Raw genomic sequence first — 15,613 nt, 5'->3', positions numbered from 1 at the left:
CGATGTTTGATAAAATCTTAATTGCAAACCGTGGTGAGATTGCTTGTCGCATCATTAAGACAGCACAGAAAATGGGTGTTAAAACAGTTGCTGTTTATTCGGAAGCTGATGTAAATTCTATGCACAGTCTCAATGCTGATGAAGCTGTCTTAATTGGCCCAGCTCCAAGCGAAAAAAGTTATCTAAAGGGCGAACGCATCATTCAAGTGGCGCTAGATACTGGCGCACAGGCTATTCACCCTGGATATGGATTTCTGTCAGAGAATCCTGACTTTGTGGAACAGGTTGAAGCCGCAGGTTTGGTATTCATTGGTCCCTCAGCATCGTCTATTCGTAAAATGGGTTTGAAAGACCAAGCCAAACGTTTGATGCAAGACGCTGATGTTCCTGTCGTGCCTGGATATCATGGTGATGATCAAGATGAAAAATTCCTTGCGTCAGAAGCGGATAAAATTGGATATCCAGTATTGATCAAAGCGCGGGCTGGCGGTGGTGGCAAAGGTATGCGGTTAGTAGAACAAGCCACTGACTTTAAAACAGCTTTGGCATCGGCTCAGCGCGAGGGACAGGCAAGTTTTGGTGACCCGCATGTTTTGATAGAAAAATACATCACTTCGCCACGCCATATTGAAGTGCAAGTTTTTGGCGATACACATGGCAATGTTGTGCACTTATACGAACGCGATTGCTCATTGCAACGCCGTCACCAGAAAGTGATTGAAGAAGCACCTGCGCCAGATATGTCAAAAGATGTGCGCGCAGCTATGACAAATGCTGCTATCGAAGCTGCAAAGAAGATCGATTATCAGGGTGCGGGGACAATTGAATTCATCGTTGATGGATCAGGTTCTCTGCGCGCTGACGGTTTTTGGTTCATGGAAATGAATACCCGCTTACAGGTCGAACATCCCGTGACTGAAGCGGTTACTGGCGTTGACCTTGTCGAATGGCAATTGCGGATTGCAAGTGGTGAATTATTGCCAATGTCACAAGAAGAAATCCCTTTAAATGGTCACGCCTTTGAAGCTCGAATTTACGCAGAGGATCCACAAGAAGATTTTAAACCATCTCCGGGTACTTTGGAAACCGTTAGGTTTGCAAAAGGCTGCCGCATAGATACAGGCGTAAAAACTGGTGATACGGTTAGCCCATTTTATGATCCTATGATAGCAAAAATTACCTCGCATGGTGCAAATCGTAATACGGCTTTATCACAGTTGGTTGTGGGATTAGACCATACATTTTGTACTGGTATTAAAAACAATATCGGCTTCCTATCTAAACTTGCTCAGGATGATGATTTCGTAAAAGGTGATTTCGATACAGGGCTGATCGCACGCAAACAAGAGAATCTGACCAAAGTACAATCACTTGATCCATTTGATATTATGGCGGCCTTTCTAGTATTAAATCCTGTTGATTTTATGGCGCCACGTTTGGGTTGGGGCTTATGGGAGCAAGTCACTCAATCACTAAATATGCTTTATAATGGAATGGAATTAGACGGATCAATTCGTTTTGATGGAGCAAATAACGCAACTCTGATTGTAAAAGATTTGCAAACAACGTTTTCGAATATTTCTAATACAAGTGATTTGGTGACGGCCCATAATGGTAGTAAAAAACAGACTGCCATGGTTTCCAATAAAAAGGTGGTTGCTCATGTCAAATCATCTACCGATCAATATAGCTTTGAGTGTATCGACCCATTTTCTTCTGGTGATGCGCATGCGCAAAATTCTAGCCAAATTATATCACCTATGACAGGTGTCGTAACTGTCGTGCATGTTACGGCTGGAATGAAAGTTGAAAAAGGCGCTCCCCTTTTTGCGGTAGAAGCGATGAAGATGGAACATGTCGTTGTTGCTGATCAAGATGGTGTTATCGATACTGTATTGTGCACTGCATCAGATGCAGTCGACCAAGGGCAATTATTGGTTCAATTTGTCGACGGTGACACATGAGTGATCGTTTTATTACCGTTTATGAAGTTGGGCCGCGCGATGGGTTGCAAAATGAAGCAACGGTAATCCCTACAGCAGATAAAATAGCATTGATTAATATGCTTTCCGAAACGGGATTGAGCAAGATAGAAACGACTAGTTTCGTATCCCCTAAATGGGTGCCTCAAATGGGGGATGCTGTCGATGTGATGCAAAGTATCAAGAGGTATAAAAATGTAACTTACGCAGCATTGGTACCAAACCTGAAAGGTTTAGATGCTGCAATCAAAGCCGATGTCGATGAGGTCGCTATTTTTGGCTCTGCCTCTGAAAGCTTTAGTCAAAAGAATATCAATTGTAGTATTGCTGAAAGCTTTGAACGGTTCAAACCGGTAGCAAAAAAAGCTATAGCTCAAGGTGTAAAATTACGTGGCTATGTATCTTGTGTTGTTGCCTGCCCTTATGAAGGAAGTATTGCACCACAAGCTGTATTAGATGTGGCAAATGCTCTGTTTGATATGGGATGCTATGAGGTTTCGTTGGGAGATACAATTGGCATAGCGACGGAAGCTGATGTAGCTCGTTTATTGGATACGGTTACGCCACATATTTCAGGGTCATTATTTGCAGGCCATTTCCATGATACAAAAGGAAATGCACTTGAAAATGTTCAAACCAGTTTGCCATACGGTATGCGTACATTTGATAGCGCCATTGGTGGCCTTGGCGGATGCCCTTATGCCCCAGGTGCAAAAGGAAATGTATCGACTGTACCCTTGGTAGAAATGTTGCATTCTGCTGGCTGGGAAACGGGTTTAAATATTGAGAAACTATATGAAGCTCAAGCTTTAATATCCCTTTGGTCCTTAGGAGGGCATGATTGATGTATGAGACAATTAACCTTGTAAAAAATAGCACTGGTGTCGCCATATTAACGCTTTCCCGCCCTGAAAAGCACAACGCATTAAGTGAAAAGATGATGCATGAAATTACCAATGCAATTAAAATAATTGGTGCTGACGAAACTGTTCGCGCTGTTGTTTTACAAGCGACTGGGAAAAGCTTTTGCGCAGGCGCTGATTTGAATTGGATGCGTGAGCAAGCTGAATTGGATCGTGCCGGAAAGATTGAGGGCGCAACAGTATTGGCAACGATGTTGGCAGAATTGAACAAGCTGCCAAAACCATTGATTGGGCGTGTAGAAGGTAATGCATTTGGGGGAGGCATCGGTATGATGGCTGTATGCGATGTTGTTTTTGCTCTACATAATTTGAAATTCGCACTAACAGAAACCAAACTCGGTTTGATCCCAGCTACGATCAGCCCGTTTGTATTGGGGAAAGTCCCCCAAGCGTTCAGCCGCCAGATTTTCTTTAGCTCTAAGGTCTTTGGTACGGCATTTGCACAGCAAGCTGGATTGGTCAGTGTGAGCTGTTCTTCAGATGAAATGGACCGCTTAATTGATGATGAAATCAATGTGATTTTGAAAACTGCGCCACAGGCCGTTGCAAAAGCAAAGAGGTTGTTACTAGACTTGCAAAGCGGTGACGAAACTGAAAGGATTACGACAACGATTAATGCGCTTGCGGATTGCTGGGAAAGTGATGAAGCGCAAACGTTGATTGCAAAATTTCTTGAAGGATGATGCCATGACTGCACCATATGATTACGTGATCATCGGTGCAGGTTCTGCGGGCTGTGTTCTAGCAAACCGCTTAAGCGAAGACCCAACAAAAAATGTACTGCTATTAGAGGCTGGTGGGCGTGATAATTACCATTGGATACATATCCCAATTGGCTATCTCTATTGTATTGGAAATCCACGTACAGACTGGGGATTTAAGACTGAAGCTGAAGTGGGTTTGAATGGGCGTCAATTGCTATACCCACGTGGGCGCGTTCTTGGCGGATGCTCATCAATCAACGGTATGTTGTATGTTAGAGGCCAAGCCGAAGATTACGATGGTTGGCGTCAATTGGGTGGTGCGGGCTGGGGCTGGGACGATGTATTACCCTATTTCAAAAAATCAGAGGATTATTTTGCAGGCGCGAATGATGCGCACAGTGCAGGCGGCGAATGGCGTGTCGAAGACCAACGCTTGCATTGGGATGTCTTGGACGATTTTGCCAAAGCTTGTGTTGAAGAAGGTATTCCGTATACGGATGATTTAAACGATGGTGATAATCATGGTGTTGCGTATTTTAAAGTAAACCAAAAATCTGGATTGCGTTGGAACACGTCGAAGGGGTTTTTACGTCCAGTTAAAAAACGGAAAAACCTGACTGTACGCACAGATGCGCAAGTGGCGCGTATTATTATAAAAGATCGCAAAGCGCTGGGTGTAGAATTATGCGATGGAAATAAGCTTTATGCAAAAGATGAGGTGATTTTATCAGCGGGTGCAATTGGGTCTCCTCAAATTTTACAACTTTCTGGTATTGGGCCTGGTGCACTTCTACAGAAAATGGGCATAGATGTTGAGCATGAGGCACCAGATGTGGGCGGTAATTTGCAAGATCATTTGCAAATCCGTTGCGCGTATAAAGTAACAGGCGCAAAAACACTGAATACTATGGCGCAGTCTATGTGGGGTAAATTCAAGATTGCTGCAGAATACGCTTTGAAGCGTACAGGTCCTATGTCTATGGCTCCAAGTCAGCTAGCGGCTTTTGCATATTCATCAAAAGACAAGGCCACGCCAGATCTTGAATATCATGTGCAACCATTGTCATTACCAGCTTTTGGTCAGCCGCTACATGATTTCCCTGCCGTTACTGCAAGCGTTTGTAATCTACGACCGCAAAGTCGTGGAACTGTTCAAATTGCTTCGCCTAATCCGTTGGACCATCCAAAAATTGCCCCTAATTATTTATCTGAGCTAGAAGATCAACGCGTTGCTGCGAATGCGATCCGTTTAACGCGCCGAATTGTAAATCAACCGAGTTTTGCAAAATATAATCCGCAGGAGTTTTTACCAGAAAATACTGATGATAGTGATGAAGAATTGATTAAAGCTGCAGGCGATATTGGTACGACAATTTTTCACCCAGTTGGGACGTGCCGAATGGGGAATGATGATAGGGCTGTGGTTGATTTTAATTTAAAAGTACGTGGTATCGAAAAGCTGCGTGTGGTGGATGCATCTGTTATGCCAACGATCACATCAGGAAATACAAATTCCCCTACGATTATGATCGCAGAAAAAGCAGCCGACCTGATTAAGCAATCGAAAAGCATATAGATGTGATCTGATTAATTTGGCTGGGTCGGTAGGACTCGAACCTACAATCTACGCTACCAAAAAGCGGTGCCTTACCATTTGGCCACGACCCAACTGAGGGGGTGTTTACGATGAGATGCATGTATCTGCAAGTCAAAAATCATGTAAATTGTCGGCTTGTGCGAAAAGATTATTCACCGTAAGCGAAAGCATGGAACATTATGATGTTGTAATAATCGGCGCAGGTGCCGCAGGTATGATGTGCGCAATAGAGGCAGGCCGCAGGGGGCGGTCTGTATTACTGGTGGATCATGCTAAATCTGTTGGCGAAAAAATCCGCATATCTGGTGGTGGGCGATGTAATTTTACCAATTTAAATATCAGCCGTGAAAAATTTATATCACAAAATCAAAGATTTGCATTGTCTGCCCTATCACGCTACACGCAGTGGGATTTTATTCAAATGGTGGTAGAGGCGGATATCTCTTATCATGAGAAAACCCTTGGCCAATTGTTTTGTGATGGGAAGTCGACGCAAATTATCGATATGCTTTTAGGACATCTACATGATGTCCAAGTGGACATTGTGCTGGAAACAGAATTCTTAGATGTGCAAAAGGATGAGCAATACGAGGTTACCCTTACAGGCGGTACAGTGTCATGCGAATCTCTTGTTGTGGCATGTGGTGGTAAATCCATTCCTAAAATGGGTGCTACAGGCTTGGGGTATGAAATCGCTAAACACTTTGGGTTAAACATTATTGAAACGCGCCCAGCATTGGTGCCGTTGACTTTTGCCGAGCAAGACCTTGGACCAATTGCTGCAATGTCAGGAACCTCGGTATATGCCTCTGTGAGGCATGGTAAGACCAGCTTTGAAGAAGGTCTGTTATTTACACATCGTGGGCTCTCAGGCCCGTCTATTTTGCAGATATCATCTTACTGGAAAGAAGGTGATACGTTGAGTGTGGACCTTGCGTTTTCAGAGCCTATTTTAGCAGCTTTGCAAAAGAAGCGATCTGAATATGGGCGCATTGCAGTACAAACAGCTTTAACGGATCATTTACCCAAAGCACTTGCAAAATTTATTGTAGAAAATGTTGGTTTGAAAGGAAATCTAGCCGATCAATCTGACAAGAGATTGCAGCAATTAGACGATGCTATTCATCATTGGCAGATCAAACCAGTTGGGTCTGAAGGGTATCGTACTGCAGAAGTTACGTTAGGCGGGGTAGATACAAAAGAATTAGATGCTAAAACTATGGAGACCAATTCTGTAAAGGGCCTATACTTTATAGGCGAGGTGGTCGACGTAACTGGTTGGCTAGGTGGTTATAACTTCCAATGGGCGTGGTCATCTGGTTGGGCGGCAGGACAGGCGGTTTAATCTTTTTTTAAAGCATCCAATTTTTGCTCCATGATTGCCAACCTCTCTAATACCGTATCACGGTAATCTTCTGTCTTGGCATTATCTTCCTCTGAATGAGCATCTTGCATAGAGTTCACGATCAAACCGACCAATAAGTTCACGACAGCAAATGTGGTGGCAAGAATAAAAGGTATGAAGAACGCCCAAGCCAATGGATAGACTTCCATCACAGGGCGGACGATCCCCATCGACCAGCTTTCAAGCGTCATGATTTGGAACAGTGAATATGCAGATAATCCCAAGTCGCCAAACCATTCTGGGAAAGCTGCACCAAACAGTTTCGTGGAAATGACGGCGCTGATGTAAAAGATAATAGCCATCAATAAAAAAACGGACCCCATGCCAGGTAGCGCTGAAACAAACCCCTCAACAACGCGGCGTAAACGCGGTGCCGAAGACAATACGCGAAACACACGTAAAACACGCAAGGCGCGGAGAACGGAAATAGATTGGCTTGCAGGAACCAAGGCAACGCCTACAATTACAAAGTCGAAGATATTCCAACCACTGCGAAAAAATTGAAATCTGTGAACGATTAACTTGGCGATAATCTCGAGACAAAAGATTGCCAAACAAGCAGCGTCTAAAAAGGTAATCAATCCACCAAATTCAGCCATAATGGATGAAGAGGTTTCTAAGCCCAACAACAATGCATTGAAAATAATGATGCCCAAAATGAAATTGCGAAAAAGATTACTTTCTATCAATTGGGTTAGGCGGGATAGCATTTATTGGGCTCCAATATATCGATACGTCTGGCACAAAATAACACCGCGCTTTTGGGGCGCGGTGCAGAGTATTTAAATAAGGTGATTTAGAAGGAATTCAAGACCCTTAAATGGTTTGATCATACTCACCAACAGATGCTTCTGTGCGTATTACAGCGTCTACATCGGCAAAGATTGCGCGCATTTCTGCATCCGATTCTGGGCTCTCACAAACAACAACCAGATTAGGTGTATTGGATGAAGCGCGGACTAATCCCCAAGCACCGTTATCAAGGATCACTCGTGCTCCATTCACAGTCACAACCTGTGCAATATTACGCCCTGCAATTTGTTCGCCCGCCTTATGTTTTGCAACGAGCTTTTCAACCAAACGCTCTAGCACATCGTATTTTTCTAGATCAGGACAGAACGGTGACATTGTCGGTGTTGCGTATGTGACGGGCAGGGCGTTTTTCAGATCAGCCATAGACATGTCAGGATTGCGATCCAAAAGCTTACACATCTCAACCGCTACACGCATGCCGCAATCATATCCGCGGCCTATGGGCTCTGCCAAAAAGTAGTGACCAGATTTTTCAAAACCAGCCAATGCTCCAATTTCTTTGACACGGCGTTTCATATGGCTGTGGCCTGTTTTCCAATAATCGGCTTTTACACCGTTCTTTTGTAATTCAGGATCGCTGGCAAATAGGCCAGTGGATTTTACATCTGCAACAAATGTAGAATCTGGGTAGATCTTGGATAAGTCGCGGGCCATGATGACACCAACCTTATCGGCAAAAATTTCATCACCGTCATTATCAACGACACCACAACGATCACCATCACCATCGAAACCAAGCGCCAGATCAGCACCGCTTTCTTTGACAGATGCAGCCATATCATGCAGCATTTCCATAGCTTCTGGGTTTGGATTATAATGTGGGAATGTGTAATCTAGCTCATTATGGGAGGGTATAACTTCTACACCGATGCGCTTTAAAACTTCGGGTGCAAATTCGGATGCAGTACCATTGCCTGTTGCACAAACAATGCGCAACTTACGGGACATTTTGAAATCACCACATAGATCGTCAATATAGGCTTCTTTGACGCCATCAACGAATTCGTATTTGCCGCCATCACGTGCAATACCTTCGCCATTCAGAACAATATCACGTAAACGGCCCATTTCATCTGGGCCATGTGTTAGCGGGCGTTCAAAACCCATCTTAACACCAGTCCAGCCATTTGGGTTATGGGATGCGGTCACCATAGCAACCGCAGGGGCGTCTAAGTGAAATTGACTAAAGTAGGCCATGGGGGATACAGCGGGGCCAATATCCTTTACATGGATGCCCGCTTGCATCAGGCCGAGCATAAGAGCATTTTTGATAGACAATGAATAATCACGGTAGTCATTACCTACAGCAATCACAGGTTCAATACCTTTTTCATGCATCTGTGTCCCAAGACCCAAGCCTAACGCTGTTATGCCAGGTAAGTTGACATCATCTGGGTATTTCCAGCGCGCATCATATTCACGGAAACCAGTGGGTGCGATCATTGCATCACGCAGAAACCCCCATGTGTTTGGGGTGCTTTCGCTCAATGGCTTTGGCATTTTTTATTCCTTACATATTAAACTTTTTAAAATTAACTCATTAGCCTGATGTTAACTGTTCTCTCAGCACAGACGCTGTTAGTGAAACCATTAAGTAAATCCCAGCAAAAACTATGGCTGCTAATAGTGTGTTTTCAAAGGCCCTAGGATAACTAGCTTCATCAGGTGCAACAGGTGCAACAGCCATCGATAAGTAGCGAGTTTGGCGATTTGCCTCAACACGCGAAGTTTCTAGACTTGCCAGTGAACTTGCTAAGAATTCTTGGCGTAAAACTAGCTGTGCTTGTGCAGATTGGAGTTCTGCAGTAATTTTTGCCAATGATGCTGCATCTGACGTACCTTGTGTGAGTTCGTTACGCATGTCTTTAATCATAGTCTCACGACTTGAAATTGACCGTTCTAATACCGCTAGCTTTGTTCTATTTGGGCGTGGGTTGTCGCGTAATTCAATCAATTCAAGTTGCTTCTGTTGAACATCCGCTTCTAGTTGTTGAATGAGACTCATTTGTGCTGAAATTTCGATTGTTGGGTCCAAAACACCAAGCTTTTCTTGTAAAGCCACAACTTGGCTTTGAGCATTAGAAAAATCTAATTCAGCTTTTTCATAACCGTCGCGCGCGCCTTTCATTTGGTCTTCGCGTAAGCGCTGAGTAAGATGATCAACTTGTTGCTCGGCATATCCGATTAGGGCTTTTGAAAATTCCAACGACTTTTCAGGCGACGGTGTGACTACTTCCATCTTGATGATGCCTTCTGTGGGGTCGAACCCAATCTGGACATGCTTTTTATATACTTTGTAGGCAGCTTCATTCGTCGCTTGATTATCCAAGCGCTGTATTGAGTCGATTTTTTCACCTTGGAATGTATTTTTGAAACCCAGATCGCCATCTAATCTATTCATGGCTTCTCTTGATGATAAGTAACCTTGTACAGCGATAGAATCTTGCGCGGTTGCTAAAAGGGAGCTGCTGAGTAATCCACCTACGCCTGCGCCAGCTGAGGCTGGATTGTCTGCTTTTTGAATAACAAATTCAGTAAATGAGGCATACATCGGCGTTGCTACACGGTAGAAATAATAACCTGCGATTATTGTTGGTATAGCAATGAAGCATATCAATTTCGCAACTGTTGCAGCAATGCGGCGTCGGCGGCGTTTGACCAGTTCCTTTTGAATTTGATGTACTTCAAGCTCTCGGGTGTTTGTATCTAAAGGTTCCACTGGTTGTGCAACGTCAGTGCGCCGTACAGTTGAGGGTAAGTTAGAAGGCGCAGTGTTTTGGCTGTTATTAGCAGCGTTTTTCAAGATGTTGTTAGATGTTGATTGAAATGGCTCAATACCATTTTTACGCAATACGCGAACAGCATCTAAATCCGATGTTACCTGCAAGCCGTGCTTTTGAGCGGCACGTCTTGCTATTCGAAGTTGCCGACCAGTCAAATTTTCACGTTTGATTAATTCAATTTCCTCACGTGCTGATAGATTATTGGTTGCATCAATTTGCTGTGCATTTGCATCTGTAGAGTTTTGTTGAACGGCATCAATACTACCAATTGGCTGCTGCTGGTTTTGCGGCTCTGCTCTACGAATTCTTGGGATTCTTTTTTCATTACTGGGCATAATTATAAACCTGTTTGGCTTGCTCTAACGTGTCAAAGAACATTAGTCTTCCATCTTTTAATACAGCGGCTGAGTCGCAAAAAGCTTCAAGGATATCAACTTGGTGAGATACAATAACGACTGTGGATTTTTTCAATCGGTCGCGCAGAACTGAACCAGCTTTACGGTTGAATTCAGCGTCTGTTGATTGGGGCATACCTTCATCAATAAGGTAGATATCAAATTCTAATGCAAGTAGAAGCGCCATCATGAAACGGGCTTTCATGCCCTTAGAATATGTTGCTAAAGGCATTTCAAAATATTCGTCTAAGTTACATAAGTATCTGCAAAATGCTTCTACATAATCAGCATCTAAGCGGTATAACTTTGCGATATAACGACAGTTTTCTACTGCTGTGTGCCTGCCATTTACGCCGCCCATAAAACCTAATGGGAACGAAATCTTCGATGTTCGATGTATTTCACCTTCATCGGGCTTTTCTAAACCGCACATCATATTTATTAGTGTTGTTTTACCTGTGCCGTTAGGCGCTAGGATGCCGATACTATGACCAATATCCACGCGAAATGACGCCTGATCAAGAATGACCTTGCGTTGTGTTCCAGTCCAAAAGGACTTACTTACATTTCTGAATTCAATCATTCAGATGCCTCTACCGAATACTTGCCCCTGCGCGTTTTAGCGCTGCTTTTATACTTCATTACTGAAGATATTATTATTACTTTAATATGCTGTGTCTAATCACCAAATTGCAACGTATTTGTTATTGGACTTTAGATTTATACCAATATTGCACCATATATGCCGAAATATGTTAAATATCGACGCAAATGTGGCAAAAAAATGCCGAGATTCATAGTGGTAATGATACCAAGAAAAATATGCAGGAAATTAACTCAGATGGGGTTAACCTTGCTTTGCAAACTTGTTACATTGCTTTGTAATTTAGAATTAAATGGTTCTGGACGTTGAGACAGAACTTGGGGGGATGAATGCTGAGAACATTATTGACCGCACTAATATTGTTTGTGCTTTGGTTGTTAATGTCAGGAATCTACAAGCCAATGATTATTGGTTTTGGGATCATTTCTGCAATGATTTCTGTGTATGTTGTACGGCGTATGGACAATGCGGCTGACGCCGATCGTTTAGAGGTCAATCTTGGGGTGTTTGCTACAATTGCATATTGGGCTTGGCTTATGGTCGAGATTGCGAAGGCAAATTGGGCTGTTACAAAACTTATCTTATCACCTAGCATGCCGATCAACAGACACATGTTTAGAATTCCATACACACAGAAAACTGATTTGGGTCAGGCAATTTTTGCAAACTCAATTACGCTAACACCTGGAACTATTTCTGTGGAGGTGGAGGAGGGTGAATTCTTAATCCACGCAGTTGGCTATTCCGAGGATGACTTGGATGCATTGGCCGATATGGATCGCCGAGTAACGGCAATTGAAAAGGATAGCATCTAATGTTTTTAGCAGCAGCAATTGCATTGTTTATTTCTATGGTGCTGGTGCTTTTGCGTCTTTATGCGGGCCCTTCATTGTATGATCGTGTTTTGGCGGTGAATAGTTTTGGTACATTAACGGTTTTATTGATTGCGGTCATGGGGTTCCTAAACGGGCGTCCAGATTTTTTGGACATCGCGCTTCTTTACGCTTTGATCAATTTCGTAGGCACAATCGCAATTCTGAAATTCTTTAGATATCGTGCGCTTGGTGATGTTTCCCAAGTTCCAAATTCCAAAGGAGCTAAGAAATGAACTGGGCAACGATTTTAATAGATATCCTTTCATGGGTACTTATCCTTTCAGGAAGCGCATTTGTCGTAATTGGCGCTGTTGGAACACTACGCTTTCCAGATTTTTGGTCACGATTACATGCAGCCTCTGTCAGTGAATCTGCTGGTATGATTTTATTGGTTGCTGGGATGTGTCTTCAATCAGGTTTAACGTTGATAACAGTAAAGCTTATCATCATTGGCGGGTTTATTTTTATCACGGGCCCAACATCTACGCACGCGGTTTCGAATGCCGCATTAACGTCAGGAGAAAAGCCTGACAGTGATGAGGGGGCTGCGAAATGATCGAAACGTTTATTGAAATAGGTCTCTTTGCAATGTTGGTATTCACAGCATTTGCAATCGTAAAAACAGATCGCCTGTTTGCTGTTGTTATGTTGTCTGGCGTTTTTAGTCTATTATCTGCATTGCTTTTCGTGGCACTAGATGCGGTTGATGTTGCCTTTACCGAAGCGGCTGTTGGTGCAGGTATTTCAACAGTTCTTATGTTGGGTACAATTGCGCTGACATCTCGTACAGAAAAGAAATCCAGTATCTCCAGCCCACTCCCATTCATTGTGGTTCTGATTACAGGCGCAGCGTTGGTTTACGGCACAATTGATATGCCAAACTTTGGTGACCCAATGGCACCTGCACAGCAACACTTAGCTCCTGAATTTTTACAAGGCAGCCTTGAAGATGTCGAAATCGCTAACGTCGTCACAACGATTTTGGCTAGTTATCGTGGTTACGATACGCTTGGCGAAACGGCTGTGGTTTTCACAGCAGGTATTGGCGTACTCTTGCTGCTCAGTGGACTGGGGCGCAGACGCAAAGATGAAGATGAGGAGGACGCATAATGCATCATCACCATTTAATCTTACGCGTTGTTACGAAAATGCTTGTAGGTGCGATTATGCTGTTTGCATTCTACGTTCAATTCCACGGCGATTTTTCACCAGGCGGCGGCTTTCAGGCGGGTGTAATCATGGCTGTGGCTTTCATCATTTACGGCATTGTTTTTGGCTTGGATAAAGCAGAACAAGTTTTCCCACCATGGCTGGTTCATAAGCTGGTTGCATTGGGTGTTTTACTGTACGCAGGTGTTGGCGTCGTAAGTATGCTACTGGGGTATAACTATTTGGATTACGATGCTTTCTCCCCACATCACCCTAGCCACGGGCAACACTGGGGCATCCTGTTGGTAGAGCTTGGTGTGGGTATCACTGTGACGGGCGTTATGGTGGCAATTTACTATGCGTTCGCAGGTCGGCCGCCACCCATGAAAGATGAGGATTGGTAATGGAACAACTTATTGATTGGGCTTTTATCGTAGGTCACGTGAATTACTGGCTGTTCATCGTTTTAATGATGACTGGTTTATATGTTGTTGTTGCACGCGGAAATCTGGTGAAAAAGATTGTTGGTTTGAATATTTTCCAAGTTTCTGTTTTCATGCTGTACATTTCAATAGGCAAAATCACAGGCGGTACCGCCCCAATTTTCCCAGTGGATTTGACTGGGCATATTGAGCCAGACCCATCCATTGTTTATTCCAACCCATTGCCACACGTTTTGATCCTAACAGCGATCGTTGTGGGGATTGCGACTACATCCCTAGGTCTCGCGTTGATCGTACGTATCCGCGAAGCTTATGACACAATCGAAGAAGAAGATATTTTGAAGATCGAACGCGAAATGACTGCCGAAGATAACAAAGAATACGGTGCAGCAATGGGTGGACGCGCATAATGGCTGCCGAAGAAACGCATCACGTTGCAAAAACATTTATGGATCACTTGCCTGTTTTACAGGTCGTAATTCCGCTATTCGCAGCACCTATCATTGTCTTTATCGGCAAACGTAGTCTCGCATGGCCAATCGCTTTTGCGGCTAGCGCTGCTGCATTTGTGATTTCATGTATCTTATTGATCCAAGTCTTGGATGGCGGGTTTATTTCTTATCACGTTGGCGGTTGGGCACCACCATTAGGTATTGAATACCGTATCGATGCTGCAAACGCATTGGTATTGGCTTTGATTTCAGGTATCGGGACAGTCGTATTGCCGTATGCCTATGAAAGCGTAAAAGCGGAGATACCAAAGAAAAACCACACATTATTCTATGCTTGTTTCATGCTATGTTTCACAGGTCTTTTGGGCATGGTGGCCACAGGTGACGCGTTCAACGTGTTCGTATTTCTAGAGATATCATCGCTTTCTACGTATGTTCTTGTTGCCCAAGGTGCTAACCACAATAAACGAGCATTAACAGCAGCTTATGATTATCTGATTATGGGCACGATAGGCGCAACATTCTTCATTATCGGGCTTGCTATGCTTTACATGGCGACAGGCACGTTAAACATGGCTGACCTTGCTGACCGTATCGCCGATGAAGGTACTAACCGTACCATCCGCGCAGCCTTTGCATTCATCGTTGTTGGTATGGGATTAAAGGTTGCGATTTATCCGCTGCACCATTGGTTACCAAACGCATATACATTCGCACCTTCTGCGGTATCTGTATTTCTTGCAGCGACAGCAACCAAAGCAGCAATATACGTTTTATTGCGCTTCATGTTCTCAGTCTTTAATCCAAGTTTCGTGTTCGAAGAATGGACATTATATATCGTATTCATTCCGTTCTCATTATTGGCGATGTTCGCAGCCTCTTTTGTGGCAGTATTCCAAACCAACATCAAACGTATGTTAGCTTATTCATCCATCGCACAGATTGGTTATATGCTTCTTGGTATTGCAATGCTAAATGCAACAGGCCTATCGGCAACGCTGGTACATCTCGTTAATCACGGTGTAACCAAGGCAGCCTTATTCATGGGTGTTGGCGCAATGATGCTTTATTCAGGCAGCGCGTTCTTTAACAACCTAAATGGCCTGGGTCGTAAAATGCCACTTACTGGGGCTGCCATGGTCGCAAGTGGTCTCAGTCTTATTGGTGTGCCAGGTACAGCTGGCTTCATTTCCAAATGGGTTCTGGTTCAAGCCGCTTTTGAAAATGGTTGGTGGATCATCGCAATCGCTATCATGTTGTCATCGCTTTTGGCAGTGATCTATGTTTGGCGTATGTTTGAGGTTTTATATCTCACGGCCCCAGATCCACAGAGCACAGCCAAAGAAGCACCACTCGCAATGTTGGTGCCAATGTGGGTATTGGCAATTGCTTGTATCTGGTTTGGCTTCGACACAGAATTAACACTCGGTTCTGCACGCGTTGCAGCCGACGGTCTGCTGGCGGGTTCCGCTGGTATGGCGCATTAAG

General features: G+C 43.9%; 16 protein-coding genes and 1 tRNA gene. 12 read left to right on the top strand and 5 right to left on the bottom strand.

The window, feature by feature from the left end:
- Nucleotides 1-2 precede the first annotated feature (2 nt).
- From F9L33_RS10790 to F9L33_RS10775, 4 genes are read left to right on the top strand one after another with little or no spacing between them, the layout of a single operon-like run.
- The gene (locus F9L33_RS10790) at nt 3-1,964 is read left to right on the top strand and encodes an acetyl/propionyl/methylcrotonyl-CoA carboxylase subunit alpha (protein WP_152142794.1); all 1,962 of its coding nucleotides are present in this window, start codon (nt 3-5) and stop codon (nt 1,962-1,964) included.
- Nucleotides 1,961-2,827, top strand: coding sequence for a hydroxymethylglutaryl-CoA lyase (locus tag F9L33_RS10785; protein ID WP_152142793.1), 867 nt, complete (start codon nt 1,961-1,963; stop codon nt 2,825-2,827). Before F9L33_RS10790 ends, F9L33_RS10785 begins: the two co-directional genes overlap by 4 nt.
- On the top strand, nt 2,827-3,588 hold the full coding sequence (locus F9L33_RS10780) for an enoyl-CoA hydratase-related protein (RefSeq protein WP_152142792.1): 762 nt from the start codon (nt 2,827-2,829) through the stop codon (nt 3,586-3,588). Before F9L33_RS10785 ends, F9L33_RS10780 begins: the two co-directional genes overlap by 1 nt.
- Before the next feature lie 4 nt (nt 3,589-3,592).
- Entirely contained in the window at nt 3,593-5,185 is a 1,593-nt protein-coding gene (locus F9L33_RS10775) for a GMC family oxidoreductase (protein ID WP_152142791.1), read from the top strand.
- A gap of 17 nt (nt 5,186-5,202) precedes the next feature.
- On the opposite strand, the gene F9L33_RS10770 is transcribed toward F9L33_RS10775, so the two are convergent.
- A tRNA-Gln gene (locus F9L33_RS10770) sits at nt 5,203-5,277 on the bottom strand.
- 98 nt (nt 5,278-5,375) lie between these two features.
- On the opposite strand from F9L33_RS10770, the gene F9L33_RS10765 reads away from it, so the two are divergent.
- A complete protein-coding gene (locus F9L33_RS10765; protein ID WP_152142790.1) occupies nt 5,376-6,551 on the top strand; it encodes an NAD(P)/FAD-dependent oxidoreductase in 1,176 nt (391 codons plus the stop codon).
- On the opposite strand, the gene F9L33_RS10760 is transcribed toward F9L33_RS10765, so the two are convergent.
- The 4 genes from F9L33_RS10760 to F9L33_RS10745 all read right to left on the bottom strand — a co-directional run bounded on the left by F9L33_RS10760 (nt 6,548) and on the right by F9L33_RS10745 (nt 11,185).
- Nucleotides 6,548-7,321, bottom strand: a complete 774-nt coding sequence (locus F9L33_RS10760) for an ion transporter (RefSeq protein ID WP_152142789.1) — start codon at nt 7,319-7,321, stop codon at nt 6,548-6,550. The genes F9L33_RS10765 and F9L33_RS10760 overlap by 4 nt on opposite strands.
- A 106-nt stretch (nt 7,322-7,427) precedes the next feature.
- Nucleotides 7,428-8,924 carry a phosphomannomutase/phosphoglucomutase gene (locus F9L33_RS10755; protein ID WP_152142788.1) on the bottom strand — a complete coding sequence of 499 codons (1,497 nt, stop codon included), beginning with the start codon at nt 8,922-8,924 and terminating at the stop codon, nt 7,428-7,430.
- A 40-nt stretch (nt 8,925-8,964) separates the two neighbouring features.
- Nucleotides 8,965-10,542 carry a capsule biosynthesis protein gene (locus F9L33_RS10750; protein ID WP_152142787.1) on the bottom strand — a complete coding sequence of 526 codons (1,578 nt, stop codon included), beginning with the start codon at nt 10,540-10,542 and terminating at the stop codon, nt 8,965-8,967.
- Nucleotides 10,532-11,185, bottom strand: a complete 654-nt coding sequence (locus F9L33_RS10745) for an ABC transporter ATP-binding protein (RefSeq protein WP_152142786.1) — start codon at nt 11,183-11,185, stop codon at nt 10,532-10,534. The genes F9L33_RS10750 and F9L33_RS10745 overlap by 11 nt, the downstream gene beginning before the upstream one ends.
- Nucleotides 11,186-11,535: 350 nt before the next feature.
- Between F9L33_RS10745 and F9L33_RS10740 the strand changes: the two genes are divergently transcribed.
- The 7 genes from F9L33_RS10740 to F9L33_RS10710 are packed head-to-tail and all read left to right on the top strand — an operon-like array spanning nt 11,536 to nt 15,612.
- A complete protein-coding gene (locus F9L33_RS10740; RefSeq protein WP_152142785.1) occupies nt 11,536-12,021 on the top strand; it encodes a Na+/H+ antiporter subunit E in 486 nt (161 codons plus the stop codon).
- Nucleotides 12,021-12,314 (top strand): monovalent cation/H+ antiporter complex subunit F, encoded by a 294-nt coding sequence (locus F9L33_RS10735; protein WP_152142784.1) that lies wholly within the window; start codon nt 12,021-12,023, stop codon nt 12,312-12,314. Before F9L33_RS10740 ends, F9L33_RS10735 begins: the two co-directional genes overlap by 1 nt.
- Nucleotides 12,311-12,637: a monovalent cation/H(+) antiporter subunit G gene (gene mnhG, locus F9L33_RS10730; RefSeq protein ID WP_152142783.1), complete on the top strand. Its 327-nt coding sequence runs from the start codon at nt 12,311-12,313 to the stop codon at nt 12,635-12,637. The genes F9L33_RS10735 and mnhG overlap by 4 nt, the downstream gene beginning before the upstream one ends.
- The gene (locus tag F9L33_RS10725) at nt 12,634-13,191 is read left to right on the top strand and encodes a DUF4040 domain-containing protein (RefSeq protein WP_152142782.1); all 558 of its coding nucleotides are present in this window, start codon (nt 12,634-12,636) and stop codon (nt 13,189-13,191) included. The genes mnhG and F9L33_RS10725 overlap by 4 nt, the downstream gene beginning before the upstream one ends.
- Nucleotides 13,191-13,634, top strand: a complete 444-nt coding sequence (locus F9L33_RS10720; RefSeq protein ID WP_152142781.1) for a Na(+)/H(+) antiporter subunit B — start codon at nt 13,191-13,193, stop codon at nt 13,632-13,634. The genes F9L33_RS10725 and F9L33_RS10720 overlap by 1 nt, the downstream gene beginning before the upstream one ends.
- Nucleotides 13,634-14,083, top strand: a complete 450-nt coding sequence (locus F9L33_RS10715) for a cation:proton antiporter subunit C (RefSeq protein WP_152142780.1) — start codon at nt 13,634-13,636, stop codon at nt 14,081-14,083. The genes F9L33_RS10720 and F9L33_RS10715 overlap by 1 nt, the downstream gene beginning before the upstream one ends.
- Nucleotides 14,083-15,612, top strand: coding sequence for a monovalent cation/H+ antiporter subunit D family protein (locus F9L33_RS10710; RefSeq protein WP_152142779.1), 1,530 nt, complete (start codon nt 14,083-14,085; stop codon nt 15,610-15,612). The genes F9L33_RS10715 and F9L33_RS10710 overlap by 1 nt, the downstream gene beginning before the upstream one ends.
- The last annotated feature ends 1 nt before the right edge of the window (nt 15,613 follow it).

This window comes from Amylibacter sp. SFDW26 (assembly GCF_009184395.1).
Classification (GTDB): domain Bacteria; phylum Pseudomonadota; class Alphaproteobacteria; order Rhodobacterales; family Rhodobacteraceae; genus Amylibacter.
The sequence above is the reverse complement of the archived record's forward strand: the minus strand, read 5'-3'. Positions and strand labels throughout refer to the sequence as shown.

Excerpts from the sequence above, each read along its gene's own strand:
- F9L33_RS10790 (WP_152142794.1), top strand. The coding sequence starts at position 3 with ATGTTTGATAAAATCTTAATTGCAAACCGTGGTGAGATTGCTTGTCGC.
- F9L33_RS10785 (WP_152142793.1), top strand. The coding sequence starts at position 1,961 with ATGAGTGATCGTTTTATTACCGTTTATGAAGTTGGGCCGCGCGATGGG.
- F9L33_RS10780 (WP_152142792.1), top strand. The coding sequence starts at position 2,827 with ATGTATGAGACAATTAACCTTGTAAAAAATAGCACTGGTGTCGCCATA.
- F9L33_RS10775 (WP_152142791.1), top strand. The coding sequence starts at position 3,593 with ATGACTGCACCATATGATTACGTGATCATCGGTGCAGGTTCTGCGGGC.
- F9L33_RS10765 (WP_152142790.1), top strand. The coding sequence starts at position 5,376 with ATGGAACATTATGATGTTGTAATAATCGGCGCAGGTGCCGCAGGTATG.
- F9L33_RS10760 (WP_152142789.1), bottom strand. The coding sequence starts at position 7,321 with ATGCTATCCCGCCTAACCCAATTGATAGAAAGTAATCTTTTTCGCAAT.
- F9L33_RS10755 (WP_152142788.1), bottom strand. The coding sequence starts at position 8,924 with ATGCCAAAGCCATTGAGCGAAAGCACCCCAAACACATGGGGGTTTCTG.
- F9L33_RS10750 (WP_152142787.1), bottom strand. The coding sequence starts at position 10,542 with ATGCCCAGTAATGAAAAAAGAATCCCAAGAATTCGTAGAGCAGAGCCG.
- F9L33_RS10745 (WP_152142786.1), bottom strand. The coding sequence starts at position 11,185 with ATGATTGAATTCAGAAATGTAAGTAAGTCCTTTTGGACTGGAACACAA.
- F9L33_RS10740 (WP_152142785.1), top strand. The coding sequence starts at position 11,536 with ATGCTGAGAACATTATTGACCGCACTAATATTGTTTGTGCTTTGGTTG.
- F9L33_RS10735 (WP_152142784.1), top strand. The coding sequence starts at position 12,021 with ATGTTTTTAGCAGCAGCAATTGCATTGTTTATTTCTATGGTGCTGGTG.
- mnhG (WP_152142783.1), top strand. The coding sequence starts at position 12,311 with ATGAACTGGGCAACGATTTTAATAGATATCCTTTCATGGGTACTTATC.
- F9L33_RS10725 (WP_152142782.1), top strand. The coding sequence starts at position 12,634 with ATGATCGAAACGTTTATTGAAATAGGTCTCTTTGCAATGTTGGTATTC.
- F9L33_RS10720 (WP_152142781.1), top strand. The coding sequence starts at position 13,191 with ATGCATCATCACCATTTAATCTTACGCGTTGTTACGAAAATGCTTGTA.
- F9L33_RS10715 (WP_152142780.1), top strand. The coding sequence starts at position 13,634 with ATGGAACAACTTATTGATTGGGCTTTTATCGTAGGTCACGTGAATTAC.
- F9L33_RS10710 (WP_152142779.1), top strand. The coding sequence starts at position 14,083 with ATGGCTGCCGAAGAAACGCATCACGTTGCAAAAACATTTATGGATCAC.